Source organism: Eikenella sp. NML070372 (assembly GCF_001648415.1).
GTDB lineage: Bacteria > Pseudomonadota > Gammaproteobacteria > Burkholderiales > Neisseriaceae > Eikenella > Eikenella exigua.
Map to the genome: position 1 here is coordinate 541916 of NZ_LXSN01000004.1, position 26406 is coordinate 568321.

Sequence of the window (26406 nt, forward strand, 5' to 3'; positions counted from 1 at the left end):
AAGGGCTACACGATGGCATCGGGCAGGTTGTTGCCGGCCGGATTGAGGCGGCGCAGCAGATTGGCGCATTCCACCGCCACCACGGCGGCTTCGGCGGCTTTGCTTTGGATGCGAGCGTGGGCTTGTTCGTCGTTTTCGGTGGTGAGGATGGCATTGGCGATGGGGATGTTGAAATCCAGCCCCACGCGGCTGATGCCGGCGGCAGATTCATTGGCCACCAGCTCGAAATGATAAGTTTCGCCGCGAATCACCGCGCCCAAGGCCACCAGCGCATCAAAACTGTGCGACTGCGCCATATTTTGCAGCGCCAGCGGCACTTCCAGCGCGCCGGGCACGGTGGCTACGGTGATGTTGCCGTCGGGCACGCCCATTTCCACCAGTTTTTCGGTGCACACTTCAAGCATGGCGCTGCCGATTTTGTTGGAAAAACTGGCTTGTACGATGCCGATATTCAGGCCTGCGCCTTCGTGGTTGGGGGGGATGATGGTCATGTCCGCTGCTCCGTTGTAGTGAAATAAGCAAAAGCGGCATGCGCCGCAAAGGAAACGGATTTTACACCAAAGCGCACGTTTTGGGGCTGTGAAGGAAGATGGCTTGCGTTACAATGGCGGCGTTTTGCTCCACTTTCAGGTAGCCTTCCATGCAAACCATCACCCTTATCGCCGCCGTGGCGAGCAACCGCTGCATCGGCAGCGGCAACGCCATGCCCTGGCATATTGCCGAAGATTTCGCCTTTTTCAAACGCTACACCTTGGGCAAACCTGTGGTGATGGGGCGCAAAACTTGGGATTCGCTGCCCAAGAAACCCTTGCCCGGCCGCCGCAATATCGTGATTACCCGCCAGCCGCACTGGCAGGCCGAAGGCGCAGAACGTGCCGGCAGCTTAGATGCCGCGCTGGCCATGCTGGCCGACGTGCCCGAAATCATCATCATGGGCGGCGCGCAGATTTACGCCCAAGCCCTGCCGCTGGCCACCGATCTGCGCCTCACCGAAGTGCACTTGGCTATCGACGGCGACGCCTTTTTCCCCGCCTTTGCCCCCGCCGAATGGCAGGAGCTTGAACGCAGCAGCCACACCGCTGCCGCCAACGGCATCCGCTTCGATTTCGTGCACTACCGCCGCGCCCGGCGGGCTACCTGAAAGATTGAGGCTACCTGAAAAATGCTGCACCGCCTGATCGAGCGCCATTGGCAAACGCCCAACCCGCTGCTCACGCCGATTTTATGGCCGCTGGCGCGGCTGTTCGGCCTGTTGGCGGCACGACGGCGTGAAGGCTACCTGAAAGGCCGGCGGCACAGCGAAAAGCTGCCCGTGCCGGTGGTGGTGGTGGGCAATGTGCAGGCTGGCGGCAGCGGCAAAACCCCCGTGGTGCAGGCCTTGGTGCGTGCCTTACAGGAGCGCGGCATCCGCCCCGGCATCATCAGCCGCGGCTATGGCCGCAGCGGGCAGGGCGTGCACGTGTTAAATAGCCAAAGCACCGCCGCGCAGGCCGGCGACGAACCGCTGCTGCTGCACCGCAGCACCGGCGCCCCCGCCGCCGTGGGCAGCCGCCGTGCCGAGGCGGGCAGGGCGCTTTTGGCCGCGCATCCCGAAGTGCAAATCATCGTTGCCGACGACGGCCTGCAACACTACGCCCTGCAACGTGATTTCGAGCTGGCCGTGTTCCCCGCCGCCGATGTGGGGCGGCCGCTGGATTTGCTGCCCAACGGCAATTTGCGCGAGCCTTTGGTGCGCTTGGAAAGCGTAAACGCCGTGCTGCTCGCCAACAGCACGCCCGACAGCCCCGAGCCGGATTGGGCGCTGCCGGATAACGTGCTGCTCTGCCGCAGCCGCCTGCAATGCGGGCAGATTTACCGCCTGCACCGCCCGCACGAACCCTTGCCCGAAGGCTACCTGAAACAGCGCCGCGTTATTGCCGCCGCCGCCATCGCCAAGCCCGAACGTTTCTTTGCCGAATTGGCGCGGCTGGGCATCGAAACCGAACGGCAAATGGCCCTGCCCGACCACACCGCCTGGCAGATTGCCGATTTGCCCGCGGCCGATTGCTACATCGTTACCGAGAAAGACGCAGTGAAGCTCGCCGCCGACACCGCGCAGGAAGTATGGGTATTGCCCGTGCGCACCGAATTGCTGGAAGCCTTAGTGCAGGCCGTGATCCGCCGTTGCCTGCCGGATAAGGAGCAGGCTGCCTGAAAGCGAAGCTTCAACGCAGTTAAAACACAAGTTGAAACGAAGTTGCCGCAGGATGCGGAATTTCTGTGAAGCCAAAACCGTAAGCTTCAACCAAAACAACACTGGAGACCCCAAACCATGGACAAAAAATACCTCGACCTCCTCGTTTGCCCGATCACCAAAGGCGTGCTCGAATACCATGCCAGCCGACAAGAGTTGTGGAGCCGCCAAGCCAAGCTGGCCTTCCCCATCCGCGACGGCATCCCCATCATGCTGGAAAACGAAGCCCGCTCCCTCACCGAAGAAGAGCTGCGCGCATGAGCACCCCGTTTACCGTTATCATCCCCGCCCGCCTGGCCTCCAGCAGGCTACCTGAAAAAGCCTTGGCCGATATTGCCGGCAAACCCATGGTGGTGCGCGTGGCCGAGCGCGCCAAGCTGAGCGAGGCGCAGCGCGTCGTCGTGGCCACCGACCACACCGCCATTGCCGCCGCCTGCTCCGAATACGGCATCGAAGCCGTGCTCACCGGCAAACAGCACGCCAGCGGCACCGCCCGCCTGGCCGAAGCCGCGCTGCTGCTCGGCATGGCCGATAGCGACATCGCCGTAAACGTGCAGGGCGACGAACCGCTGATTGATCCCGCCCTCATCAACCGCACCGCCGAATTGCTCGGCGGCAGCAGTGCGCAAATGGCCACCGCCGCCCACCCGATTGCCGACGCGGCCGAATTTCTCAATCCCAACTGCGTGAAAGTGGTGCTCGACCAACGGCGCAACGCCCTCTATTTCAGCCGCGCCCCCATCGCCTGGCCGCGTGACGCCTTCGCCGAAACGCAAGCCGTGCTGCCCGAAGGCTTTGCCCCGCTGCGCCACATCGGCCTGTATGCCTACCGCGTGGGCTTTTTGCACCAATACGTCGGCCTGCCTCCCTCACCGCTGGAAAGTATCGAATCGCTCGAGCAGCTGCGCGTGTTGTGGCACGGCGGCAAAATCGCCGTAACCGTGTGCGACAACGCCCCCGCCGCCGGCGTAGACACCGCCGAAGATTTGCAGCGCGTGCGTGATTGGTTTGCCCGGCATCCCGAAGAGGCTAGCTGAAAATAAATCGCCCGGCTGAGCAAAGCCAATATGGTTTTAACTTCGTTGAAGCTGATGCTTTCAGGTAGCCTGTTCTCCCGAGACAGCTTGCCTCCGCCTCCGCCTTGAACGACCGCTTTTAAGGAGTTGTGTTATGCGTTTGCTCCGCCGCGTTGGTTTCGCTGCCCTCCTGATTGCCGTTGCCCTCTCTGCCGCTTATTTTGCGAACACCACCCGCCCGCCACAAAATCCCGCTGCCCGCGCCAAAGCTGTTCGGCTGCCTAAAACCATGCCGCCGCCCGCATCGGCACAGGTCGGCAACACGGATAAGGCGCCGCCCATCGTCCGCGCCGCCTGCAGCCAAATCGGCCAAACCGTGCGCTACGACCCCGCCTATACTGCGCTGGATTATCCGATGGGCGATGTGCCGATAGCAAAAGGAGTGTGCACCGATGTGGTGATTCGCGCACTGCGGCAGCAGAGCATAGACTTGCAGCAGCTGGTTCACCAAGACATGAAAGCGAATTTTCCCGCCTACCCGAACCGCTGGGGCTAAAACGCCCCGACCTGAATATCGACCACCGCCGCGTGCCGAATCTGGAGGTTTATTTCGCACGGCACGGCTGGGCGGTGCAAGACGGATACCGCACGGGCGACATTGTTACCTGGCGGTTGGCGGGCAGCGGGCTGCCGCATATCGGCATCGTATCCGACCGCAAACATGGTGATACACCGCTGATTATCCACAATATCGGCGCAGGCACGCGTGAAGAGGACATCCTGTTCCGCCACGAAATCGTCGGCCATTTCAGGCAGCCCGCCCAATATGGCGCCGTGAAGTGGCGGCGCGGCCAAGCCTGATGCTGTTTTTTAGATAGCCTCCTCACGCCAAGCAGGCTACCTGAAATTAACATCTGCCTAACAAAGAAACGAATATGACCACACCCGACAACACCGTCCGCCTTTCCAAACGCATGGCCGAGCTCGGCCTCTGTTCGCGCCGTGAAGCCGATGCCTATATCGAGCGCGGCTGGGTGAGCGTGAACGGCGAGAAAGCCGTGCTCGGCCAAAAGGTGGGAGCGGGTGACCGCATCGAGCTGCACCGCGCTGCGCACGAAGAACAGGCCGGGCGGGTTACCATTCTGCTGCACAAACCGGTGGGCTTCGTGAGCGGGCAGGCCGAAAAAGGTTACCGCAGCGCTGCCGATCTGATTACCGAAGCCAACCATTGGCCGGAAGACCGCAGCCCGCAAAAGTTTAAAGCGGCACACCGCCACGGCCTCGCCCCCGCCGGCCGACTGGATATCGATTCGATTGGGCTGCTAGTGCTCACGCAAGACGGACGCGTGGCCAAAAGCCTGATCGGCGAAAACAGCGGCGTGGAGAAAGAATATCTGGTGCGGGTGAAGGGCAAACTTTCCGAAGAAGGCCTGCGCCTGCTGAAACACGGCCTGAAGCTAGACGGTGAAGCGTTGCGGCCGGCCAAGGTGTCGTGGCAAAACCAAGACCAGCTGCGTTTTGTGCTGAAACAGGGCAAAAAACGCCAAATCCGCCGCATGTGCGAGCTGGTGGGGCTGCGCGTGGTGGGGCTCAAGCGCATCCGCATCGGCAAGGTGAAACTCGGTGCGCTGCCGCCGGGGCAGTGGCGTTATCTGGCGCCGCACGAGCGGTTTTGATTGGGAAGATAGCGGATTAAAATAAGAATGAGACAAGGCGGCGAGCCGCGGACAGTATAGGTAGTACGGCTAGGCGAGACAACACTGTAGCATTCTTATTTTAATCCGCTATGAATATGCTAAAGGCTACCTGAAAATACGGCATGGCAGAGTTTTTGCGAAGTTGAAGTTTCAGGTAGCCTTTAGCATATTCATTTTGGACAGGTGTTGTGATTTCAGGTAACGTGTATGCCATGTTCTTCGCTTGTTCCTGCAGTTGGTTTGAGAAAAACTGCAATCAAAGCTATACGCCCGGGCGACGGCTATGGCAAAATGCCTGCTTGATTTTATTTCTGTATATTCCAAGGAGTGCCACCATGTCCATCAGCAATGTAGTTCGCATGATTGAAGAGAACGATGTCCGTTTCGTTGATTTGCGATTCACCGACACTAAAGGCAAACAGCACCATTTCACCGTGCCCGCCGCGGTGGTGCTGGACGATCCGGAGGAGTGGTTTGAAAACGGCCACCCGTTCGACGGTTCGTCTATCGGCGGCTGGAAGGGCGTTCAGGCCTCCGATATGATGCTGCGCCCCGACTCGGCTACTGCTTTCATCGACCCTTTCTACGATGATGCCACCGTGGTGCTCACTTGCGACGTGATCGATCCGGCCAGCGGCCAAGGCTACGACCGCGACCCGCGCTCCATCGCCCGCCGTGCCGAAGCTTATTTGAAAGCCAGCGGCGTGGGCGACACCGCCTATTTCGGTCCCGAGCCTGAATTTTTTGTGTTCGACGGCATTGAGTTTGAAACTCATATGCACAAAGCCCGCTTCGAAATCAGCTCCGAAAGCGCCGCGTGGTCGAGCGGCCTGCATTTGGACGGCCAAAATACCGGCCACCGCCCGATGGTGAAAGGTGGCTACGCTCCCGTTGCGCCGGTGGATGCCGGGCAGGATTTGCGCTCCGCCATGGTCAATACCTTGCAGGAAATCGGCATTGAAGTGGAAGTGCATCATGGCGAAGTGGGCACTGGCAGCCAGATGGAAATCGGTACTAAATTCAGTACCTTGGTACACCGTGCTGACCAAACCCAAGACATGAAATACGTGATCCACAACGTGGCGCACAACTTCGGCAAAACCGCCACCTTCATGCCCAAACCTTTGATGGGCGACAACGGCAGCGGTATGCACGTGCATCAATCCATTTGGAAAAACGGCCAAAACCTGTTCGCAGGCGACGGCTATGCCGGCTTGAGCGACACCGCCCTTTACTATATCGGCGGCATCATCAAGCACGCCAAAGCGCTGAATGCCATCGCCAACCCCTCCACCAACTCCTACAAACGCCTGGTGCCGCATTTTGAAGCGCCCACCAAGCTGGCTTATTCCGCCAAAAACCGCTCCGCTTCCATCCGCATCCCCACCGTGTACAGCGTGAAAGCCCGCCGCGTTGAAGTGCGTTTCCCGGATCCTACCGCGAACCCCTATTTGATGTTCGCCGCGCTGCTGATGGCCGGGCTGGACGGTATCCAAAACAAAATCTATCCCGGTGATCCGGCCGACAAAAACCTCTACGACCTGCCGCCGGAAGAGGATGCATTGGTGCCGACCGTGTGTGCCTCTTTGGAAGAAGCCTTGTTCGCCCTCAAAGCCGACCACGAATTCCTCCTGCGCGGCGGCGTGTTCAGCCAAGACTGGATCAACAGCTACATCGCCTTCAAAGAAGAAGACGTGCGCCGCATCCGCATGGCGCCGCACCCGCTGGAATTTGAAATGTATTACTCGCTGTAAGGCAGAATGAAAAGGCTGCCTGAACAATCAGGTGGCTTTTTTATACCGAATGTTTGCCCTGGCTGCTGCCTTTCGCAGGTTCAGGTAGCCTTTGTCCCATGATTGCACGAGACAAAATGGCGGCAGATTGAGCAAAATCGGATAGTTTGGAGCAGAGGAATGCCAGTATGATGCCACCTGTTTTAAATTATCCAAGCAATAAGGAACACATCATGGGCGCACGCCGCAAATTTCCGATTCCGCTCAGTTATTTCAGCACCACCATCGGCCTATTCGCGTTGGGTTTGTCGTGGCGCTATGGCGCAGCGGCAGGCCTGATGCCGGCTTGGCCGAGCGAATGGCTGCTGGCAGCGGCGTTTGTGGTGTGGTTGGTGCTGGTGGCGGCTTACGTTTGCAAGATATTGGCTTATCGCGATGATTTTTTAAGCGACTTAACTGATTTGGTGCAATGCTGTTTTCTCAGTGCCATTCCGATTACCACCACCTTGGCAGGCATTGCCGGGCTGCCGTATGCCGCCGGGGTGGCACGTGTGTTGGTGTATGCCGGCATTGCCGGGCAGCTGGCGTTTGCCATGTATCGTGCTGCCGGGCTGTGGCGCGGGCTGCACAGCTTGGCAGCCACTACGCCGGTGATTTATCTGCCTACGGTGGCCGCTAATTTCGTGAGTGCCACGGCGCTAGACGTGCTGGGGCAGCATGATTATGCGGTGTTGTTTTTCGGTGCGGGGCTGCTGTCTTGGTTTAGCCTGGAGGCGGCGATTTTAGGCAGGCTGCGCACGGCGGTGGCGGTTGTACCGCAGGTGCGCGGGATAGTGGGCATCCAGCTTGCGCCGGCCTTTGTGGGCTGTGGGGCGTATTTTGCGGTGAACGGCGGCGCAATCGACATTTTTGCGCTGGCCTTGATGGGATACGGCTGTTTGCAGTTTCTGCTGTTGCTGCGCCTGCTGGGCTGGTTTGCCGAGGGCGGGTTTAGCATGAGCTGGTGGGGCTTCTCGTTCGGCTTGGCGGCCATGTGCGGCTGCGGGTTGCATCTGCTGGAGGCGGGCAGGTTGGTGTGGCTGGGCACGGTGCTGGCGGTAAGCGGCTCGGCTGGGGTGGCGCTGCTGTTGGCGGGAACGTTGTATTTGGTGTGGCAGGGGCGGTTTTTGGTGCGTTAGGCTGCTTATGCCCTTGTTGTAAAGGTTAAAGGCTACCTGAAAACGGTTTATACGGTTTCAGGTAGCCTTTTTGTAGCAGAGGAAGGTATCAGAGCAAATCCAATTGCGCTAAAGCCCGTTGCAGCTGGTCGGCCGTCCAGTGGTTGCTAGCAGCGAGGGTCATGAGGGCGGTGGCGGTTTCGATATTGCATTTGCCGCCGCCCACCGCTCCGGCCTGGCGCAGGGCGTTGCCTTGGGCGTAGGCGGTGCCGGTGCGGCCGTGGTGGGCTTGGCTGATGTTGAGCAGCAGGCCGCCGTTTTGGGTGAAGTGTTGCACGGCGGCGAGCAATTCGGGGTTGGCGGGGGCGTGGCCTTGGCCGTAGGAAAGCAGGATGGCGGCTTCTTGGGGGAAGTGGCGCAGGCTGTGGGCGATTTGCTCGGTGCTGCTGCCGGGGGTGAGCAGGTGGCTGCACACGCGGGCGTCGGGGTTGAAGCGGGTGGGCAGGCCGCTGAGGCGGCAGGGCGGGGTGTTAGGCTGCCAGGTGTTGAAGTGGGCGTTGTCGAAGCCGTGATCGAGCTCGGTGCTGCATTTGCTGCTGCCGATGGCGGGGTAGAGCCGGCCGCCGAAGGCGATAACGGTACCGTGCAGTTGGGGATTTTGCAGGGCGGCGATGGCGGTGCGGAGGTTGTCGGGGGCATCGCTGTTGGCGGCGTGGTAGGGCTTTTGCGCGCCGGTGAGGATGATGGGTTTACCGACGTTGTCGAGCGCAAGGGCGAGGAAGTTGGCAGTGTAGGCGAGGGTGTCGGTGCCGTGCAAGATGAGGATGCCGTCGTGCTCGGGCAGGGCGGCTTGCAGGATGGCGAGCCATTCTGCCCAATGTTGGGGGGTGATGTTGGAACTGTCGATCAGGGGCTGGCAGATGTGCCAGTGAAACACGGCTTGTTCGGCATAGGATTGCAGGGCTTGTTCGGCGAGCTCGGCATCGGGCACAAGGCCGTCGGGGCTGGGCTTCATGCCGATGGTGCCGCCGGTGTAGAGGACAAATATTTTTTGCATGGCGGGATGGTTTGCTGGAAATGGGATATAGGATTATAGGGGCTAGTTGGAAAGTTGGGGTAGGGGATTGGGGTTTCTTTTTCAGGTAGCCTTGGTGTGATTGAGGGAATGGATTAAAGGCTACCTGAAAAGTGTTTTGCTTTTCAGGTAGCCTTTCAGGTAGCCTTTTAATTAGCTGATGGAATTACTGAACTTTAATCAGTTTAACATCGAATACCAGCACGGAGTTGGGCGGAATGTTGGGGTTGCCTTTGTCGCCGTAGGCGAGTTCGGCAGGGATGTAGAGGGTGTATTCGCCGCCTTCTTTCATCAACTGCAGGCCTTCGGTCCAGCCTTTGATCACACCGTCAAGCTTGAAAGTAGCGGGTTCACCGCGCTTGATGGAACTGTCGAACACAGTGCCATCGAGCAATTTGCCTTCGTAGTGTACGGTTACAGTGCTCTTAGCAGTAGGCTGTTTGCCGGTACCTTCGGTTTTCACGCTGTATTGCAGGCCGGAGGGCGTGGTTTTCACGCCTTCTTTGGCTTTGTTGGCTTCGAGGAAGGCTTTACCTTCTTCCAGCTGGCGGGTGGCCAGTTTGCCCATCTGGGCAGTGTGGTATTGCTGCAGGATGTTGTTGGCTTCTTCGTCGCTCACGGGTAGCGGCTGGCTGGCCATACCGGCCTGCAGTCCTTTAATCAGGGTGGCTTGGTCGAAATCCAAAATAGCATTGGCGTCGCCCAGCTGTTGGCCTTGCAGATAGCCGATGAGGTAGCTGGCTTTTTGCTGTTCGGTCATGCCGGCCAATACGTCGGAGGCGGCAGCAGGGCCTGAAGCGGCAGCGGGGCCGGATGCAGTTGAAGATGCGGCCGGAGCAGAGGCGCTGCCGGAAGTGGGCTGTTGGTTACAGGCGGCCAGTGCGAATACCACGGCGGCCAGCAGGCCGGTGCGGAATGTGTTGGTTTGCATAAAACTCCCTAATGTGAATGAAAGGAAACAACAGCGGGCATTACATCATTTCTGCCGTGCCGTTTCAATCGGTTTTACCTGAATTAAAAGGTCTCGGCTTGTTTTTTCGCGGCGGAAGTGATGAAATCCCGCCTTTGCACCGAACACACAGAAAGATTTGCTATGCCACCCGTTTGCCTGCCGCGCGGCCCGATTATGGCCGATGTTGCCGCCTACCGCTTGAGCGAGGAGGAAAAACAACGCCTGCTGCACCCCGCCGTTGGCGGTGTGATTTTGTTTCGCCGCAATTACCAAAACCGCAGCCAGCTTCAGGCTTTGTGTGCCGAAATCAAGGCTTTGCGTACGCCGGAGTTGGTGATTGCCGTGGATCATGAGGGCGGGCGCGTGCAGCGCTTTATCGAAGGCTTCACCCGCCTACCGGCCATGAGCACGCTGGGCGGCATTTGGGAAAAGCAAGGCCAAGCAGCGGCAGAAGCGGCGGCGGAACAGGTGGGTTGGGTGTTGGCGACAGAATTGCGCGCCTGCGGGGTGGATTTGTCGTTTACGCCGGTGTTGGATTTGGATTGGGGGCAGTGCGCCGTAATCGGCAACCGCAGCTTTCACTGCCAAGCCGATACTGTTACCGCGCTGGCGCTGGCGCTGCAACGCGGGCTCAACCGGGGCGGCATGCAAAGCTGCGGCAAACACTTCCCCGGCCACGGCTTTGTTTCCGGCGACAGCCACCACGTTCTGCCCGAAGACCCGCGCAGCCTGGCCGAACTGATGGCGGCAGATATCCGGCCTTTCCGCGCCCTGGCCGCCGAGGGTATGGCCGCCGTGATGCCCGCGCATGTGGTGTACCCGCAGGTAGACAAACAACCTGCCGGTTTTTCGAGCATCTGGCTAAAGCAAATTTTGCGCCAGGATTTGGGCTTCAACGGCGTAATTTTTTCCGACGACCTCACCATGGAAGGCGCCAGCATGGCCGGCGGCATCCGCGAGCGGGCAGCGCAATCTTTTGCCGCCGGCTGCGATATCGTGTTGGTGTGCAACCGCCCCGATTGGGTGGACGAACTGCTCGAAGGCTTCAGGCTACCTGAAAACCCGCAACTGGCCGAGCGCTGGCAATACATGGCCGGGCGCGGCACACCAGAGGATTACGCCGCAGTGATGCAGCAGCCCGAATTCCAAGCCGCCCAAGCTTTCACTGCTGCCCTTTCCTCGCCGCAAGATTTGGCCGGCGGGGTGAAAGTGGGCGAGGCGTTTTAAGGAGGATACCTATGTTAAACCCGAAAATTTTCAGCCTGCCGGAAGAAGAGCTGCCGGTAAAAGATGTGCCGCAGGGCTATGCCATCGTTTCCGACCAGGTTGCCAAAGAAGGCATGCCCATCCGTTTTCTGTATCGCGAAGAGCCTGATGCCGCCTTCCCGCCCGACAGTGGCTGGCGGATGTTTTCCGGCTTTGAAGACGATGACTACGCCGACAATGCCGCCAACTTTCACTTCTACAGCTTGCAACGCATGGCTAACTACCAGCCGGCGATTGCCAAATTGCTGCACAGCTCCACCGGTTCGGTGTTTGAGCAGGATTTGGATCAGCTGGATTTTGTAGCAGTAGGCGATTGGGAGATTCCACAGGAGTGAGCTTGGTGTCATCATTGTGATGGCGGGCGGTATAGAGGCTACCTGAAGTGGTTTTTTGATTTTCAGGTAGCCTTTTGTTGTGGCCGGGCAAGCCAGGCTGATCAATTAGCTTGTGGCCAATTCAAAATATTTCTGCATCACCAGCAGGTTGGTGATCAGTTCTTGCCTGCTATTAAAGAAGGGCTGCATATAGGCGTTGGCGTTGCGGATGATGCGTTCGGCGGCATCGGGGTATTGCTGGTAGAAGGCGAGTTTTTCTTCGAAATCGCTGTAGTCGGGCTGGAGGTGGACGTAGTGGACTTCAGGCTGCAGCAGGCCCTCCAGCAGCCAGGTTTCGTAGGCGGGGGTGGTCATGAAACAGAGGGAGCGGGAGGCGAGTATCCATTTGAGGTTGGTGGCGACGTCGTTGCCTTCGATGCTGAGGATGTATTTGTATTGCAGCTGTTGGCCTACGCTCATGAAGCTGCGGTGGTAGGGCTGGCCGATGGATTGTTTGTGTACGCAGCCGACGTCGCACAGAGGGTGGTTGTGGTATTGGCGCAAGAAGCGCAGGCGCTGTTCTTGGAAGGCGGCGCCGCGCCAGACGAGTTGGTTGCGTTTGGCGGCAAATGGGGTGCGGTCGGGGTAGATGTAGAAATGGCGCACGCTGTCGAGCTTGAGTAAAACGGAGTATTGGTTGTCGCTCCGGATAGGGCGGCTTTTCACGAAGGCGGGCTGGGCGGAGATGTGGGTGACATCGCCGAATTCGTAGGCGAAGCGGGCTTCTGCCGGGAAGTAGCGCAGGAGGGTGGCGAGGTCGTAGTAGTAGGCGGAGGTGTGGCTGCCGCGTTTGAAGTTGCCGGCTTGGCCTACCGGGGTGAGGCTAGCTGAAAGGGTAAACGGCTGGTTTTGCTGGTTGCAGTAGTCCACGCGCTGCCGGATTTGCTGCTGGGTTTCGCTGGGGAGGCGGGCAAACTCGGCCAATACGGGCTCGATGGATTTGGCGAGTAAGCGGTGTGGCAACAGGCCGAATGGACTGTGGCGGGTGTAGTAGGCGAGTTTGTGCAGGCGGCGGTGGTAGATGCCGAGATCGATGGGCATGGCGGTTTAGCAGGGTTGTATCAGTTGTTTGGCTTCCTGGCGTTTGAGCTTCCAGCCGTGGGAGTAAACGAGGCAGGTGAGGTAGTATTTTGATTCTATGCGGAATAGGGGGATGAAGAAGAAGGTGAATTTGGTGTAGGCATTGGTGATGTGTAGATTAACGCGGTTGTTGCAGTTGCCGCAGAGGCAGCTTTCGCCGAGGTCGTCAAAATAGCCTTTACTGCCCCAGATGAAGATCATGGCGATTTCTCTTTGTACTTATATGGTTATGTGTGAAAGCCGGGCCGGCACGTTGCGGCCGGCCCTGCTGGTTTGGCTTATACGATTTCGGCTTTGGTGATGACTACGGGCTCAACCGGCACATCGTCGTGGTAGCCGTGACGTTTAGTGGCCACGCCTTCGATGGCATCAACTACATCTTGGCCTTCCACCACTTTGCCGAATACGGCGTAGCCCCAGCCGTGCAGGCTGGGGGAGGTGTGGTTGAGGAATTCGTTGTCTTTGGTGTTGATGAAGAATTGGGAGGAGGCGCTGTGCGGGGCCTGGGTACGCGCCATGGCGAGGGTGTATTTGTTGTTTTTCAGGCCGTTTTGCGCTTCGTTTTTAATCGGGGCGCGGGAGGGCTTTTCCTGCATGTTTTCGTCCATGCCTCCACCCTGAATCATGAAACCTTTGATCACGCGGTGGAAAATAAGGCCGTCGTAGAAGCTGTCTTTCACGTATTGTTCGAAGTTGGCGGCGGTTTCGGGGGCTTTTTCGTGGTCGAGCTCGATGCCGATGGTGCCGAAGTTGGTATGGAGTTTGATCATGTTTGCCGTCCTGTAATGGGTTGGAGGAAAGGGAAGAGGTTACCTGAAAAACAGTTTGGGGTTTCAGGTAGCCTTTTTATGTTGGGATTATTGCGAAAGAACGTGCACTTGGCGGATAACGATGGGCGTGCGCGGCACGTCTTGATACATATCCACGGTGCTGGTGGGAATGCTGGCGATTTTGTCCACTACTTCCTTACCGGCGGTTACTGTGCCGAACACGGCATAGCCGTAGCCGCGTGCGGTGGGGGCGGTGTGGTTGAGGAATTCGTTGTCTTTCAGGTTGATGAAAAACTGGCTGGTGGCGGAGTGGGGCTGGGCAGTGCGCGCCATGGCGATGGTGTAGCGGTTGTTTTTCAGGCCGTTGTCGGCTTCGTTATCGAGGGCGCGACGGATGGGGGCTTTTTCGGCCATTTGGGCGGTGAGGCCGCCGCCTTGGATCATGAAGCCGGGAATCACGCGGTGGAAGATGGTGCCGTTGTAAAAGCCGCTGCGGGCGTAGGCGAGGAAGTTTTCCACGGTTTTGGGTGCACGGGTTTCATCCAAGGAAAGCTCAATATTGCCTTGGCTGGTTTCAAGCAACACGCGGGTTTCGGCATGGGCGGCGAGGGCGGAGCAGCCGAGTGCGGCGGCCAGGATGAGTGTGCGGAACGGTTTGTTCATGATATTGGTTAAGATATGGAAATGAATAAAGGCGTTAGGGTAAAGGCTACCTGAAAATTTTGCAAGCACGGTTAAAGCACTTCTGCCTGCTGCGTTAGCTGGTGTTGCGGTATTGCTCATGCTGTTTGCAACTCTTCGCTCGGCAAGAAGAAAGAACGGTTTCCGCTGCCATAGATGCCGGCCATGGTGAGAAGGGTTGTTTTAAATACAGAAAGCATTGATTGTGTTAAAATTGCCCGTTTTTTACATTCTAATTTTCCGCAAAGGCACACCCATGATTTCCACTTCCGGCATCACCATGCAGTTCGGCGCGAAGCCGCTGTTTGAAAACGTATCCGTTAAATTCGGCGAAGGCAACCGCTACGGCCTCATCGGCGCGAACGGTTCGGGCAAGTCCACCTTCATGAAAATTTTGGGTGGCGATTTGGAGCAGACCAGCGGCGAAGTGGCGATTGAACACGGCGTGCGCCTGGGCAAACTGCGCCAAGACCAGTTTGCCTACGAAGACATGCGCGTACTGGACGTGGTAATGATGGGGCACACCGAAATGTGGGCGGCGATGACCGAACGCGACGCGATTTACGCCAACCCCGAAGCCACCGAAGAAGACTATATGCACGCGGCCGAACTGGAAGCCAAGTTTGCCGAATACGACGGCTACACCGCCGAAGCGCGCGCCGCCGAATTATTGAGCGGCGTGGGCATTGCCGAAGAACTGCACAACGCCACCATGGCGGAAGTCGCCCCCGGCTTCAAGCTGCGCGTGCTGCTGGCGCAAGCCCTGTTCTCCAAACCCGACGTGTTGCTGTTGGACGAGCCGACCAACAACTTGGACATCAACACCATCCGCTGGCTGGAAGGCGTGCTGAACCAATACGACAGCACCATGATTATCATCAGCCACGACCGCCACTTCCTGAACGAAGTCTGCACCCACATGGCGGATTTGGACTACAACACTATCACCGTTTACCCCGGTAATTACGACGACTACATGCTCGCCTCCGCCCAATCCCGCGAACGCGCCCTGAAAGACAACGCCAAAGCCAAAGAAAAATTGCAGGAACTGCAAGAATTTGTGGCTCGCTTCTCCGCCAACAAATCCAAAGCCCGCCAAGCCACCAGCCGCTTGAAGCAGGCCGACAAAATCAAAGCCGAAATGGTGGAAGTGAAGCCCTCCACCCGCCAAAACCCGTATATCCGCTTTGAAACCGACGAGAAAAACAAGCTGCGCCGCCAAGCCGTGGAAGTGGAAAACCTGGCCAAATCGTTCGACAAAACCTTGTTTGAAAAATTGTCTTATATTCTGGAAGCCGGGCAACGCCTCGCCATTATCGGCCCGAACGGCGCGGGCAAATCCACCTTGCTGAAACTCTTGGCCGGCGCGTTTGACGAAAAACTTTCCGACATCAAGCCCGATGCAGGCAGCATCAAATGGGCGGAAAAAGCCACCGTCGGCTACTACCCGCAAGACCACGAAAACGACTTCGACGTGGACATGGACCTGACCGAATGGATGCGCCAATGGGGTCAGGAAGGCGACGATGAACAAGTGATTCGCGGCACGCTCGGCCGTTTGCTGTTCGGCAGCAACGACGTGGTGAAGAAAGTGAAAGTGCTCTCCGGCGGTGAAAAAGGCCGTATGCTCTACGGCAAACTGCTGTTGCTGCGCCCCAATGTGCTGATTATGGACGAACCGACCAACCACATGGACATGGAAAGCATCGAATCGCTGAACATGGCGCTGGAAAAATACAAAGGCACGCTGATTTTCGTGTCGCACGACCGCCAGTTTGTATCCTCGCTCGCCACGCAGATTATCGAGCTCGACGGCAAAGGCGGCTATGAATATTATCTGGGCGATTACGAAGGTTACTTAGCCAAGAAAGGCTTGGTGTAACCCCAAAAGGCTACCTGAAAGAGAAATCAATTTTCAGGTAGCCTTTTGCAGATGGTTCAAATAAAAATATAAGAAAGGGAAAGTATGTTTACACTCAATGGGTTTGGCACCACATTTGTTGGCGAATGCGATTACGAGCCGGACGGTACTTACATCACCACAGCATGGATTGTGGCTTTATGGATACCGCTGATTCCGCTGTATAGCGCACGGATTTTGTTGGTGGAACCGACCATGCTCTCCGGCACGAATTATCAAATTATCAAGCAGCCGGTGCATTGGGGTCAGGCTCGGCGGATATGGGTGTACACACTCGGGATTCCCGCTCTGCTTGCCTTGTTTGTTTGGATGGTGGGTGTGTTGGATTCATTGTCGCCGTTGGCGGGGTAAATCCTATTTTGGCTGGCGGTGGGCGTGATGCTTGTCTACGCTCTTTTGCCGTTTTTCCTGCGCTATCGGGCTTGTAAGGCAATCGGGCTGCGTTACAAGGAGCTGAATGAATCGCCTCTTACTTGGCTGATAGTAGTGTTGCTGTTGCTCGCATTCGGTTATGGGGTATTGTTTGGGAACAAACCATAGCGCAGGCTTGGAATCTGCCCAAGCATGAGGCTACCTGAAAATCGGTAAAGCAGTTTTCAGGTAGCCTGTAGCTGAAATATTTTCCATACAGGCCAGTCAAGGCTGTATGCAGCACTTTGGTTATGCATAGTGCAAATGAAACGGGACGGTTGTTCAAAACCGTCCCGCCATTTTTTGGCTGCCTGCCTGTTGTAGCTGCCTTTGCCTTTCTTTTTACGTTCCGTTTTGTGCCGGAACAGATTGGAACGTACCAGCGCTTTGAGTGCGTTATCGCGGATTTTGCCTTTATTGAGTTGGTGTGCCATAGGGCTTTCCTTTTGTTTTGTATTAAAACGGGCGCGGATTGTAGCCTGCCGGTTAGGATGGGGCAAGAGGGAGCGGGAGTGGGAGTTTGGCAGAGGTTTGTTGAATGGATGGGCTACTGTATTTGGTGCCGCGGCTTTGCTCACTATTCTTGCCCAGATAGCTTTGCTGTCTGGGCAATATCGAATAACAGTATTGCACCTGGGTATATTGCTGCTGATTGCAGTGGCGGTATGCAGGCTGGTGTGGTGGCGGTGGCATGGCAAACGTACCGGGCCACGCGAGTTTGTGCGTTTGGAGGAAGAGGGTATCCGTTATTGTTTATCGGGTGCGGGCGAAGGTTTTGTGGCTTATGAATGGTTGCAATTTGTGAATTTGCGGGGCGGAAATTTTCCCAGCAAATTGTTATTGCAATACCGCATGCCGGAACAGGCCGGCGTAGTACCGCAAACGCTCAGTTTGAATTTGAATCGGATTAAGCCGTCGTCTGCAGCCGGAAACCAGGTGTGGCTTAACAGCGCGTGGAATGCTTTGGAATTGGCGGAGGAAATCAGAAATCGCTGCCGGCCGGGGCAGCTGTATGACAAATTAATGTATTGATTGCCGGTTTGGCGTGAGGCTATATTTTTCAGGTAGCCTTGGTATGGAAAAGGCTACCTGAAAACTTAAATGCTTAAGCGCTTTCTTGCTCCAGCACAAATCTTGCGCCTTGGTCTTGCGCCAAGAGTTCGGCGAGGGCAGGCAGGTTGGCGGCGAGCTGTTCGGCCAGCAGATAGGGCGGGTTGATAACGAACATGCCGCTGCCGTGCATGCCGAAGCCGTCACTGCGTGGGGCATGGGCATGCAGTTCGGCTTGCAGCCAATGGGTAATGGGCAGTTTGCGCAGTTCGGCGGGCATTTGGCGGCTTTCTTCGCGCGAAAGGCAGGGATACCACAGCAAATAGCAGCCGGTGGAGAAGCGGCGCAGGGCGGCCTGCAGGGTTTTGACTACTTGGCGGTAGTCTTGTTTTTGTTCGTAGGGCGGGTCGATGAGGATTAGGGCGCGGCGCGTCGGGGGCGGCAGGAGGGAAATCAGGCCTTGGTAGCCGTCGCTTTGTTTGGCGATGATGCGGCGGTCGGCGCTGGTGTTTTCCTGCAGCAGGGCAAAATCGGCGGGATGCAGCTCAAACAGGCGCATTTTGTCGCTGTCGCGCAGCAGGCTTTGGGCAAGGTGGGGCGAGCCGCAATAGAAATCGGGCGCGGGCAGGATATGGCGCAGGTGTTGGCGGAATTGTTCCAGCTCGGCGGGCAAGGCAGGCGTGGCAAGCAGGCGGCTGATGCCTTGTTGGTGTTCGCTGGTTTTTTGTGCGGCATCGTCTGTCAGGCGATATAAGCTGGCACCGCTGTGGGTGTCGATATACCAATAGGGCTTGTCTTTGCGGTTGAAGTAGCTGAGAGTGAGAAACAGGATAAAATGTTTGAGTATGTCGGCATGGTTGCCGGCATGGAAGGCGTGGCGGTAGCTTAGCATGGGGTGGCGCTGAGTTGAGAAAGGCGGCATTTTATAGCGGGTTGGTTGGCTTCCGCTACTTTGGCTAAATATTGCAGATAAAAAAAGGTGTGGCAGTTGGCCACACCTAAACACACACACATCAAGAGGAAAATGAATCCAATGTTGCAAGAAACAGGAGTATCTCTATTTCAACCAACCGGCTTTGCTTGCCAGCCGGGCACTAAATCCTTTCAACTTGGAAGGAATTATAAAGATAATGGCTGGGAGAAATGTTGACCAAAATCAAATGAACGACAATTCATAGCCCGAAAGTTTGGCAATTTATGCGTAAAAGAGGCTCCGTTAGCAAATTATCGGTGTGTTCCGGCTTTTCAGGTAGCCTCAAATAGCTTAAACGGGCTGCCACAGGGTGTGCCAGCGTGCTAAAATGTCTGTATATTAACAAGATGCCGTGCAACAGAACAGTTAGCGGGCAGGGGAATGACCCTTGCCAACCGGCCTTAACTAGGGAGTGGCAGTATGCGGCCTGGCCGCAATAGCCGCCAAAAGAAAGATTTAAATACGGTTGGAACGAATGATTAAATTTGCACTCGGGCGCAAAGCCGTTAAGCTGGTGAAAACAAATCGGACCGAGCAGGATAATCTGCCTGATGCCGAAGCCTACTACCGCCGTGCCCAACAGCTGTTGGAAGCAGAAGACACCCGCGAAAAAGCCGTGGCCGATATGCTCCAAGCCGCCGAAATGGGGCACCAGCAGGCGCAATACGAGCTGGGCGAATGGAACCGCCAAGGCCAAAATGTGCCGCAAAACTATGCCACCGCACTATATTGGCTGGAGCGTGCCGCCGCTTCAGGCTACCTGAAAGCCGCCTACAGCCTGGCTTTGATGCAGGCCAACGGCGAAGGCATGCAGCAAGACGTATTAGCCGCCAGCCAAGTGATGCAGCATCTGGCTGCGCAAAAATTCCCGCTGGCCATCGTGTGGCTGATGGAAAACGCGGCCGCCCACGGCCAGCACCAAAAAGCCTTTGCCTGGGCCTCCCATGCCGCCGCGCTGGGCGAACCGCAGGCGCAATATCATATGGCCTATGCCCTCCTGCACGGATTGGGCACCAAAACCGACGTGCGCCAAGGCATCAGCTGGCTCAAACGCGCCGCCGAACACGACTACGGCGATGCACAATGGCAGCTCGCCCGCCTGTATGAAACCGGCCGCTTCGGTGGCATGGACAAAGCCAAAGCCCTGCATTGGTATGAGCGCGTGGCTGCCAAAGGCGTGGTGGCTGCCCAAAGCAAGGCCGGGCATATGCGGCTTAACGGTATCGGCTGTGCTGCCGACCCCAAGGCCGCCGTACAATGGATTATCCAGGCTGCCAACGCCAACGACTCGGAAGCATTGAACCTGCTGGCCAAACAGCTGCTCACCGGGCAGGGCATCCAGCAAAACTTCGATGCCGCCGTGCGTTGCCTGGAGCAAGCCGTGCGTTTGGGTAATGCCGACGCCATGTATCAAATGGGCGATGTGTACCGCTACGGCTTGGGCGTATCTAAAGACGACAAACTGGCGCGGCAATGGTATGAACAGGCCGTGCTCAACGGGCACGAAGAAGCCAAAGAAAAGCTGGCCGAGCCGGTGAAACCCCAGCGCCGTGCGTCCGATCCGGTGTGCCATCTGCCCGATCCGGAAGAGCAGCTGGCCGAAGAACACTACCGGCAAGCCTTCGTTTGCCACTTCGGCCTCAATGGTACGACCCAAGACATCGGCCAAGCCTTCTCGCTCTATAAAGCCGCCGCCGAATACGGCCTGCCGCGTGCGCAAACCAACCTCGGCATGATGTTTTTCCTTGGCGAATTTGTGGGCAAAGACTACGAAAAAGCCGCTGCTTGGTTTAAAAAAGCCGCCCTCCGGCACGATCCCGTGGCGCACTACAACCTCGCCTGCCTCTACTACCACGGCTGGGGTGTGCGCGCCAACGCCGGTGAAGCGATTTCCCACCTCAAGGCCGCCATCGCCCAAGGCCATAAGAACGAAGGCGAGTGGCAGAAGCTCTTGGAGCAATGGCAGGAAGAATTGGCTTAGGGCTGCCTGAAATCAAAAGGCTACCTGAAAAATGGCAAACGGTTTTTCAGGTAGCCTTTATATGCAGTGATGGCGAAACGCAACGCCTGCCTTAAAATATTTCGCCGCAGGCACCGCCTGCCTGCACTTTAAACCCGCCGCATCCGCCCTTATTTGCCGCTTAGAATTTACCCAAGCCGACTTGCCCGCAAACCCCGCTTTGCGCCACAATTAAGCCCATCCCGCATAACACAGAAAAAGGAATAAACCATGTCTGATATTGATCACAGCGATCCCATTATCTTCACTGAAAGCTGCTGCAATAAGGTAGCCGAGCTGATTGCTGAAGAAAATAACCCTGATTTGAAACTGCGCGTGTTCGTGAACGGCGGTGGATGCTCCGGCTTCCAATACGGCTTCACTTTTGACGAAATCGTGAACGATGACGACTTCCAAATCGAAAAAAGCGGCCTTGTTTTCCTAATCGACCCGATGAGCTACCAATACCTGCTCGGCGCGGAAATCGACTATACCGAAGGCTTGCAAGGCTCGCAATTCGTTATCCGCAGCAACCCGAATGCCGTAACCACTTGCGGCTGTGGTTCTTCGTTTTCGGTTTGATTGATTCAATCGCATGAATGAAAGGCTACCTGAAAGTTTCAGGTAGCCTTTTAAAATAAGAATGCTACAGCGTTGGCTTGCCTTGCCGTATTACTCATACTATCCGCGACTCACCGCCTTATCTTTAATCCGCTATATATTGAATGGCATAAAAAAGCCGGCTGGAAACAGCCGGCTGGTTTTATTTTAAGCGAGACGATCCAAGCTATCCGCTTATGCGCCGTATACAGGGAATTGATCGCACAAGGCTTTCACTTCACCGGCCACGCGTGCCAGGGTGGCTTCGTCTTCGGGTTTGTCCAGCACATCGGCCACCAGGTTGGCCAGTTTGCGGGCGGCAGCTTCGTCGAAACCGCGGGTGGTGATAGCGGCGGTGCCCACGCGGATGCCGGAAGTAACGAAGGGTTTTTCCGGGTCGTTCGGGATGGCGTTTTTGTTGATGGTAATCAACGCTTTGCCCAGTGCAGCCTCAGCGGCTTTGCCGGTGATGTGTTTCGGGCGCAGATCCACTAGGAAAACGTGGCTTTCGGTACGGCCGGAAATGATGCGCAGGCCGCGTTTTACCAGCTCTTCGGCCATGGCGGCGGCATTGATTTTCACCTGTTTGGCGTATTGCTTGAATTCAGGCGACAGGGCTTCTTTGAAGGCCACGGCTTTGGCCGCAATCACATGCATCAGCGGGCCGCCTTGCAGGCTGGGGAAAATAGCGGAGTTGAGCGCTTTTTCGTGGGTGTTGTCACGGCACAGAATCACGCCGCCGCGCGGGCCGCGCAGGGTTTTGTGGGTGGTGGTGGTAACGAAGTCGGCGTGCGGCACGGGGTTGGGGTATTCGCCGGCGGCAATCAGGCCGGCGTAGTGTGCCATATCCACAAACAGGTACGCGCCCACTTTGTCGGCGATTTCGCGGAATTTCGCCCAGTCGATTTCCAAGGCGTAGGCGGAGGCGCCGGCCACAATCATTTTGGGTTTGTGCTCAAGCGCGAGGCGTTCCACTTCGGCGTAGTCGAGCACTTCGTTTTCGTCCAGGCCGTAGGTGATGGCGTTGTAGAGCTTGCCAGAAATGTTTACCGATGCACCGTGGGTGAGGTGGCCGCCGTGGGCGAGGCTCATGCCGAGGATGGTGTCGCCGGGTTTCAATACGGAGGCATATACGGCTTGGTTGGCTTGCGAGCCGGAGTGGGGCTGTACGTTGGCATAGGCGGCGCCGAACAGTTTTTTCACGCGTTCGAGGGCAAGCTCTTCGGCCACATCCACGTGTTCGCAGCCGCCGTAGTAGCGTTTGCCGGGGTAGCCTTCGGCGTATTTGTTGGTGAGCTGGCTGCCCTGGGCTTCCATCACGGCGTAGCTGGCATAATTTTCGGAGGCAATCAGTTCGACGTGGTCTTGTTGGCGGTGCTCTTCAGCGGTAATAGCAGCGGCGAGTTCGGGGTCATATTGTTCGATGGTGATGCTGCGGGAAAACATGCTTGGATCTCCTTTAGTAAAGGCAATGGTAGGACGCTGGTGGTATCAGGGGCGCTGTATTGTAGCTGAATTCTGTGGTTATAGTTAAGGCACTTACTTGCTTCTTGCTGCGTTGGCTTGCTTTGCGGTACTACTTGTACTGTGTGCTGTACTGTTCAGTGGTCTCGCCGCCTTGTATGAAAATATTATAGCCTGACCTAGATAACCAGGACAGACTATCTCTTACCATTTGTTTCAACATGGCAATCTGAGACTTCATTTCATTGTTGTTAAATCGCCATTCGCACTCTTTCAAATACAGCTCGAAATACTTTTTTCGGAATACCGTTGAACTTGCATAAATGACGTTTGGCCCGGTTCTAGAAATTCTCAATCCCGTTAATGTGGTTTTGCCTGCCTGCAAAATGAGTGCGGTAATTAATGTGCAAGCGGCTAAACTCGCTGACATCCAATACGTTGGGATACTGTGGCAATCGGTATAAGCTACGCTGTCCGGCCTTATCTGCTCCCGGATAATCGGCAGCAGGGTAGTCGCTAATATTGGCTACGGTAACGGTGTAAACCTTGCCGTTACGCTTTAACAGCCCGAATACCACAACTTTGCCGGCTGCTCCGCGACTGCGTTTGCCTTTGCGGCCGCCTTCCAAATAACTTTCATCTGCTTCTACTTCGCCATCAAATAATTCCAAGTGCTCGCAACTATGAAAAAAAAGCAAACTCAAACGGTGAAAGTAGTAGGCAGCGGTGGTTTTATTGACTCCGGTCAATTCGGTGTCAGTACGGGCGGTTGCCCCTGCAACGAACAATTCGATCAGTTTGTCTTGGACAGGCTGATTGAGGCGACTTCTCTCATGGGAATGCTTTAATCAAATCTGAGTATTCCTAATTATCTAGGACAGCTCCAAAAATAATTGCTTCAGCTATATGCAGAGGGCGGAGAGAAAGGCTACCTGAAATTTTTAGGCAGCCTTTTAACGGGTGGCAAGATATAGGGAGAAGATTGAGTGATGAACGTTTGCCGAATTACGGTGCGAGGTTGTCTTGCAGCCATTTCAGGTAGACTTCCACGCCGTCGGATACGGGCAGCAGCAGGATTTGCGGGCAATCGTAGCTGTGGTGTTCGAGGATGAGGCGTTCAACGGCGGGATAGTGCCGAGTGGCGGTTTTGATGGTGAGGCGGATTTCATTGTCGCAGCAGAGTTTGCCCTGCCAGATGTATTGGCTTTGAATGGTTTCGTATTGCACGCAGGCGGCGAGTTGATGTTGCAGCAAGAGGCCGCTGATGCGTTCGGCTTCGGCTTGGCTGGGGCAGGTGGTGAGGACGATGGCGGGTTGGCAGGCGGGCATGGTGGTAAGGAGAAGATAGGGTTTCAGGTAGCCTGGTTGGGCGCCGCAGGCTGGCGGACATTGTGGTTTCAATAGGAGGAAAGTGTGGTGGATAGTTTTTCAGGTAGCCTTTCCAATCCAAAGGCTACCTGAAACTGATTAGCTTATTTTTCTAACACACTGGGTACGAAGCGCAGCAGGGTGTCGCGCAGGGGAATGAGTTTGCCGTGGAAGAAGTGGGAGGATTGGGGCAGTACAACCACGGGGATGTCTTGCGGGGCGGCCCAGCTGAGGGCGTTGGCCAGCGGCACCACTTCATCAATTTCGCCGTGGATCACCAAAGTGTGCGCCGGGTCGGCGGCTTGGGCAGCGGGCACTTCATACATGCCCACGGCGGGGCCGAGCAGCACGAGGGCATCGGGGCGGTGCTGCCGGGCGGCAAACAGGCTCACATAGCCGCCGAAGGAAAAGCCGGAAATGATGAGTTGGGCGGCATGGGGGTGTTGGCTTCGGGCGTAGTCGATTACGGCGAGGCAGTCGTCGGTTTCGCCGCGCCCGTAGTCGTACTCTCCTTCGCTTTTGCCTACGCCGCGCAGGTTGGGTAGGTAGCAGTGGAAGCCTAGACGGGCATAGACTTTGGCGGCGGTTTGGATCACTTTGTTGGTAAATGTGCCGCCGTGCAGGGGGTTGGGGTGATTGATGATGGCCACGCCGCGCTCGGGGGCTTTGGGCGGCAGATAAATGGTGTGCAGACGGCCGGCGGGGCCGTCTATCCAGAGTAGGTGTTGTGGAGTTAGCATAGTTTTTTAGTTTGTGAATGAGATTCATAGTAAATTAATTTTAAAGCAAGACAGCGTTGGCTTGCCTTGCTGTACTACTATACTATCTGCAGCTCACCGCCTTGTCCTGATTTAAACTTAATCCACTGCAAGTTTCAGGTAGCCTGAATGGGTTTGAGGGCTACCTGAAAACTAGTGGCAGGTAATGCTCTAGGCCTAGCCAAGGAACAGGCGGTAGGCGGTGTTGTCGGTTTGTTCGGTGTGCACATAGCCCAGCTCTTGCAGGAAGGTGGCAAAGGCTTGGTTGTCAGCGGGCGGTATGTCGATACCCACCAGCACGCGGTCATAATCCGAACTGTGGCTGAGGTAGTGGAACAGGGTAATGTTCCAACCACTCTGCATGCGGTCGAGGAAGTAGGCCAACGCACCGGGGCGTTTGGGAAATTCAAAACTGAACAAACGTTCGTGCGTTACTTTGCCGGTACGCCCACCCACCATGTAGCGAATGTGAATTTTGGCGGTTTCATTTTTGGTAAGGTTGGTGTTGGGCAGGCCGGCGGCGGTGAGCGCGGCACTGATTGCGGCCAGGTCGGCCGCGCCTTTGCTTTGGATAGCCACAAAGATGTGGGCGGTGGAGTTGTCGCTGTAGCGGTAATTGAACTCGGTGATGTTTCGGTTACCCAATATGTTGATGAATTTTAGGAAACTACCAGGCTGCTCGGGGATCGATACGGCAAAAATACTTTCGTTGCTCTCGTCCAGCTCGCTGCGCTCGGAAACATGACGCAAGCTGTGGAAATTGATATTGGCGCCGCTGGTTACGGCAATCAGGGTTTGCCTCTGCACTTGCTCACGGGCGATGTAGGCTTTGAGGCCGGCTAAGGCCAGCGCGCCGGCGGGCTCACAGATGCTGCGAGTGTCGTCGAAAATGTCTTTGAGTGCGCCGCAGATGGCATCGGTATCGACTGTGATGATTTCATCCAAGAATTCGCGGCACAGGCGAAAGGTCTCCTTTCCCACCAGTTTTACTGCCGTGCCGTCTGAAAACAGGCCGACGTCTCTGAGCTCGACCAGCCGACCGTGTTCGATGGAGGTTTTCATGGCGCAGGAATCGTGGGTTTGCACGCCGATTACCTTGATTTCAGGGCGCACCTGCTTGATGAACACGGCTACGCCGGCCGCCAGCCCACCGCCGCCGATAGGTACGAACACGGCATCAATCGGTTTGGAGTGCTGGCGCACGATTTCCAGCCCGATGGTGCCCTGGCCGGCAATCACATCAGGATCGTCAAACGGCGGGATATAGGTTTGACCGCTGGCGTCAGCCAGCTGCATGGCGTGGTCGTAGGCATCGTTGAATGACACGCCTTTGAGCACCACTTTGCCGCCGCGCGAGCGTACTGCGTCCACCTTAATTTGCGGCGCGGTTTCAGGCATCACGATGGTGGCTTCGCAGCCGAGCTTCTGCGCGGAAAGCGCCACGCCCTGCGCGTGGTTGCCGGCGCTGGCGGCAATCACACCTTTTTGCAGCATTTTTGGTGGAAGCTTAGCCATTTTATTGTATGCCCCTCTGATTTTGAAGGAAAAAACCGGCTGTAGATCCTCGCGCTTGAGCAGAATGCAGTTGCCGGTGCGCGCGGAAAGGTTGCGAGCGAAATCGAGTGGTGTTTCAACAGCCAAGTCGTAAACGGAGGCAGTGAGGATGCGGGTGAGGTAGTCGGTGTAGGGTAGTGGCATGATAGGGTGTTTTGAACGAGACTAAAAAGCAAGATACTCTGTTTGCGTCGCCGCTGGCAAGAAAAATCAGGTTAAACGCTTAGCAAAGCGGGTTTGAATGGCTATAATTAGTGCGATTTTGCTGCATGAT

Annotated in this window: 27 protein-coding genes and 2 pseudogenes; 15 read left to right on the forward strand and 14 right to left on the reverse strand. The window is 56.6% G+C overall.

The window, feature by feature from the left end; translation table 11 throughout:
* Positions 1-5: 5 nt before the first annotated feature.
* Positions 6-491: a 6,7-dimethyl-8-ribityllumazine synthase gene (gene ribH, locus A7P97_RS04425; protein WP_067530549.1), complete on the reverse strand. Its 486-nt coding sequence runs from the start codon at positions 489-491 to the stop codon at positions 6-8.
* Positions 492-640: 149 nt separating this feature from the next.
* Here ribH and A7P97_RS04430 point away from each other — a divergent pair, with 149 nt between their 5' ends.
* The 8 genes and pseudogenes from A7P97_RS04430 to tehA all read left to right on the forward strand — a co-directional run bounded on the left by A7P97_RS04430 (position 641) and on the right by tehA (position 7857).
* A complete protein-coding gene (locus A7P97_RS04430; protein WP_067530550.1) occupies positions 641-1141 on the forward strand; it encodes a dihydrofolate reductase in 501 nt (166 codons plus the stop codon).
* 21 nt (positions 1142-1162) lie between these two features.
* The gene (gene lpxK / locus A7P97_RS04435) at positions 1163-2194 is read left to right on the forward strand and encodes a tetraacyldisaccharide 4'-kinase (protein ID WP_067530551.1); all 1032 of its coding nucleotides are present in this window, start codon (positions 1163-1165) and stop codon (positions 2192-2194) included.
* A 117-nt stretch (positions 2195-2311) separates the two neighbouring features.
* Positions 2312-2494, forward strand: coding sequence for a Trm112 family protein (locus A7P97_RS04440; RefSeq protein WP_067530552.1), 183 nt, complete (start codon positions 2312-2314; stop codon positions 2492-2494).
* A complete protein-coding gene (gene kdsB, locus A7P97_RS04445) occupies positions 2491-3270 on the forward strand; it encodes a 3-deoxy-manno-octulosonate cytidylyltransferase (RefSeq protein ID WP_067530553.1) in 780 nt (259 codons plus the stop codon). Before A7P97_RS04440 ends, kdsB begins: the two co-directional genes overlap by 4 nt.
* A gap of 268 nt (positions 3271-3538) precedes the next feature.
* Positions 3539-4110, forward strand: a pseudogene (locus A7P97_RS04450) (DUF1287 domain-containing protein).
* A 74-nt stretch (positions 4111-4184) separates the two neighbouring features.
* Positions 4185-4925 carry a pseudouridine synthase gene (locus A7P97_RS04455; protein WP_067596321.1) on the forward strand — a complete coding sequence of 247 codons (741 nt, stop codon included), beginning with the start codon at positions 4185-4187 and terminating at the stop codon, positions 4923-4925.
* Positions 4926-5281: 356 nt separating this feature from the next.
* Entirely contained in the window at positions 5282-6700 is a 1419-nt protein-coding gene (gene glnA / locus A7P97_RS04460; RefSeq protein WP_067530555.1) for a type I glutamate--ammonia ligase, read from the forward strand.
* A gap of 212 nt (positions 6701-6912) precedes the next feature.
* Entirely contained in the window at positions 6913-7857 is a 945-nt protein-coding gene (gene tehA, locus A7P97_RS04465; RefSeq protein ID WP_067530556.1) for a dicarboxylate transporter/tellurite-resistance protein TehA, read from the forward strand.
* 88 nt (positions 7858-7945) lie between these two features.
* Here the strand turns inward: tehA and A7P97_RS04470 are convergent, their stop codons facing one another.
* A complete protein-coding gene (locus A7P97_RS04470) occupies positions 7946-8893 on the reverse strand; it encodes an asparaginase (protein ID WP_067530557.1) in 948 nt (315 codons plus the stop codon).
* A gap of 184 nt (positions 8894-9077) precedes the next feature.
* Positions 9078-9842, reverse strand: coding sequence for an FKBP-type peptidyl-prolyl cis-trans isomerase (locus A7P97_RS04475; protein ID WP_067530558.1), 765 nt, complete (start codon positions 9840-9842; stop codon positions 9078-9080).
* 162 nt (positions 9843-10004) lie between these two features.
* On the opposite strand from A7P97_RS04475, the gene nagZ reads away from it, so the two are divergent.
* Entirely contained in the window at positions 10005-11090 is a 1086-nt protein-coding gene (nagZ, locus tag A7P97_RS04480; protein WP_067530559.1) for a beta-N-acetylhexosaminidase, read from the forward strand.
* A gap of 11 nt (positions 11091-11101) precedes the next feature.
* On the forward strand, positions 11102-11464 hold the full coding sequence (locus tag A7P97_RS04485) for a DUF2185 domain-containing protein (RefSeq protein ID WP_082887599.1): 363 nt from the start codon (positions 11102-11104) through the stop codon (positions 11462-11464).
* 105 nt (positions 11465-11569) lie between these two features.
* Here the strand turns inward: A7P97_RS04485 and A7P97_RS04490 are convergent, their stop codons facing one another.
* The 4 genes from A7P97_RS04490 to A7P97_RS04505 form a co-directional block, all read right to left on the reverse strand.
* Positions 11570-12544, reverse strand: coding sequence for a glycosyl transferase family 90 (locus A7P97_RS04490; protein WP_067530560.1), 975 nt, complete (start codon positions 12542-12544; stop codon positions 11570-11572).
* Positions 12545-12550: 6 nt separating this feature from the next.
* Complete coding sequence (locus A7P97_RS04495; protein WP_067446754.1) at positions 12551-12784, reverse strand: zinc-ribbon domain-containing protein; 234 nt, start codon at positions 12782-12784, stop codon at positions 12551-12553.
* A gap of 77 nt (positions 12785-12861) precedes the next feature.
* Positions 12862-13353 (reverse strand): peptidylprolyl isomerase, encoded by a 492-nt coding sequence (locus tag A7P97_RS04500; protein ID WP_067530561.1) that lies wholly within the window; start codon positions 13351-13353, stop codon positions 12862-12864.
* 87 nt (positions 13354-13440) lie between these two features.
* Positions 13441-14016 carry a peptidylprolyl isomerase gene (locus A7P97_RS04505; RefSeq protein ID WP_067530562.1) on the reverse strand — a complete coding sequence of 192 codons (576 nt, stop codon included), beginning with the start codon at positions 14014-14016 and terminating at the stop codon, positions 13441-13443.
* A gap of 274 nt (positions 14017-14290) precedes the next feature.
* Here A7P97_RS04505 and A7P97_RS04510 point away from each other — a divergent pair, with 274 nt between their 5' ends.
* Positions 14291-15916, forward strand: a complete 1626-nt coding sequence (locus tag A7P97_RS04510) for an ABC-F family ATPase (protein ID WP_067530563.1) — start codon at positions 14291-14293, stop codon at positions 15914-15916.
* 84 nt (positions 15917-16000) lie between these two features.
* On the forward strand, positions 16001-16306 hold the full coding sequence (locus tag A7P97_RS10675) for a hypothetical protein (RefSeq protein WP_231865652.1): 306 nt from the start codon (positions 16001-16003) through the stop codon (positions 16304-16306).
* A gap of 245 nt (positions 16307-16551) precedes the next feature.
* On the opposite strand, the gene A7P97_RS10680 is transcribed toward A7P97_RS10675, so the two are convergent.
* Positions 16552-16800, reverse strand: a complete 249-nt coding sequence (locus A7P97_RS10680) for an alternative ribosome-rescue factor A (RefSeq protein WP_067446758.1) — start codon at positions 16798-16800, stop codon at positions 16552-16554.
* Between the two features lie 97 nt (positions 16801-16897).
* Here A7P97_RS10680 and A7P97_RS04525 point away from each other — a divergent pair, with 97 nt between their 5' ends.
* Entirely contained in the window at positions 16898-17398 is a 501-nt protein-coding gene (locus tag A7P97_RS04525; protein ID WP_125080268.1) for a hypothetical protein, read from the forward strand.
* A gap of 73 nt (positions 17399-17471) precedes the next feature.
* On the opposite strand, the gene A7P97_RS04530 is transcribed toward A7P97_RS04525, so the two are convergent.
* On the reverse strand, positions 17472-18308 hold the full coding sequence (locus A7P97_RS04530) for a 23S rRNA (adenine(2030)-N(6))-methyltransferase RlmJ (protein WP_067530977.1): 837 nt from the start codon (positions 18306-18308) through the stop codon (positions 17472-17474).
* Between the two features lie 556 nt (positions 18309-18864).
* Between A7P97_RS04530 and A7P97_RS04535 the strand changes: the two genes are divergently transcribed.
* Entirely contained in the window at positions 18865-20370 is a 1506-nt protein-coding gene (locus tag A7P97_RS04535; protein ID WP_067530565.1) for an SEL1-like repeat protein, read from the forward strand.
* A gap of 249 nt (positions 20371-20619) precedes the next feature.
* On the forward strand, positions 20620-20970 hold the full coding sequence (gene erpA / locus A7P97_RS04540) for an iron-sulfur cluster insertion protein ErpA (RefSeq protein WP_003821808.1): 351 nt from the start codon (positions 20620-20622) through the stop codon (positions 20968-20970).
* Between the two features lie 213 nt (positions 20971-21183).
* Here the strand turns inward: erpA and glyA are convergent, their stop codons facing one another.
* From glyA to ilvA, 5 genes and pseudogenes are all read right to left on the reverse strand, one after another.
* Positions 21184-22434, reverse strand: coding sequence for a serine hydroxymethyltransferase (glyA, locus tag A7P97_RS04545; RefSeq protein ID WP_067530566.1), 1251 nt, complete (start codon positions 22432-22434; stop codon positions 21184-21186).
* Between the two features lie 130 nt (positions 22435-22564).
* Positions 22565-23249: pseudogene (locus tag A7P97_RS04550) on the reverse strand (IS1595 family transposase).
* Positions 23250-23457: 208 nt separating this feature from the next.
* On the reverse strand, positions 23458-23781 hold the full coding sequence (gene cutA, locus A7P97_RS04555; protein WP_067530567.1) for a divalent-cation tolerance protein CutA: 324 nt from the start codon (positions 23779-23781) through the stop codon (positions 23458-23460).
* A 143-nt stretch (positions 23782-23924) separates the two neighbouring features.
* Positions 23925-24560 carry an alpha/beta hydrolase gene (locus A7P97_RS04560; protein WP_067530568.1) on the reverse strand — a complete coding sequence of 212 codons (636 nt, stop codon included), beginning with the start codon at positions 24558-24560 and terminating at the stop codon, positions 23925-23927.
* Positions 24561-24755: 195 nt separating this feature from the next.
* Complete coding sequence (gene ilvA / locus A7P97_RS04565) at positions 24756-26276, reverse strand: threonine ammonia-lyase, biosynthetic (RefSeq protein WP_067530569.1); 1521 nt, start codon at positions 26274-26276, stop codon at positions 24756-24758.
* Between the last annotated feature and the right edge of the window lie 130 nt (positions 26277-26406).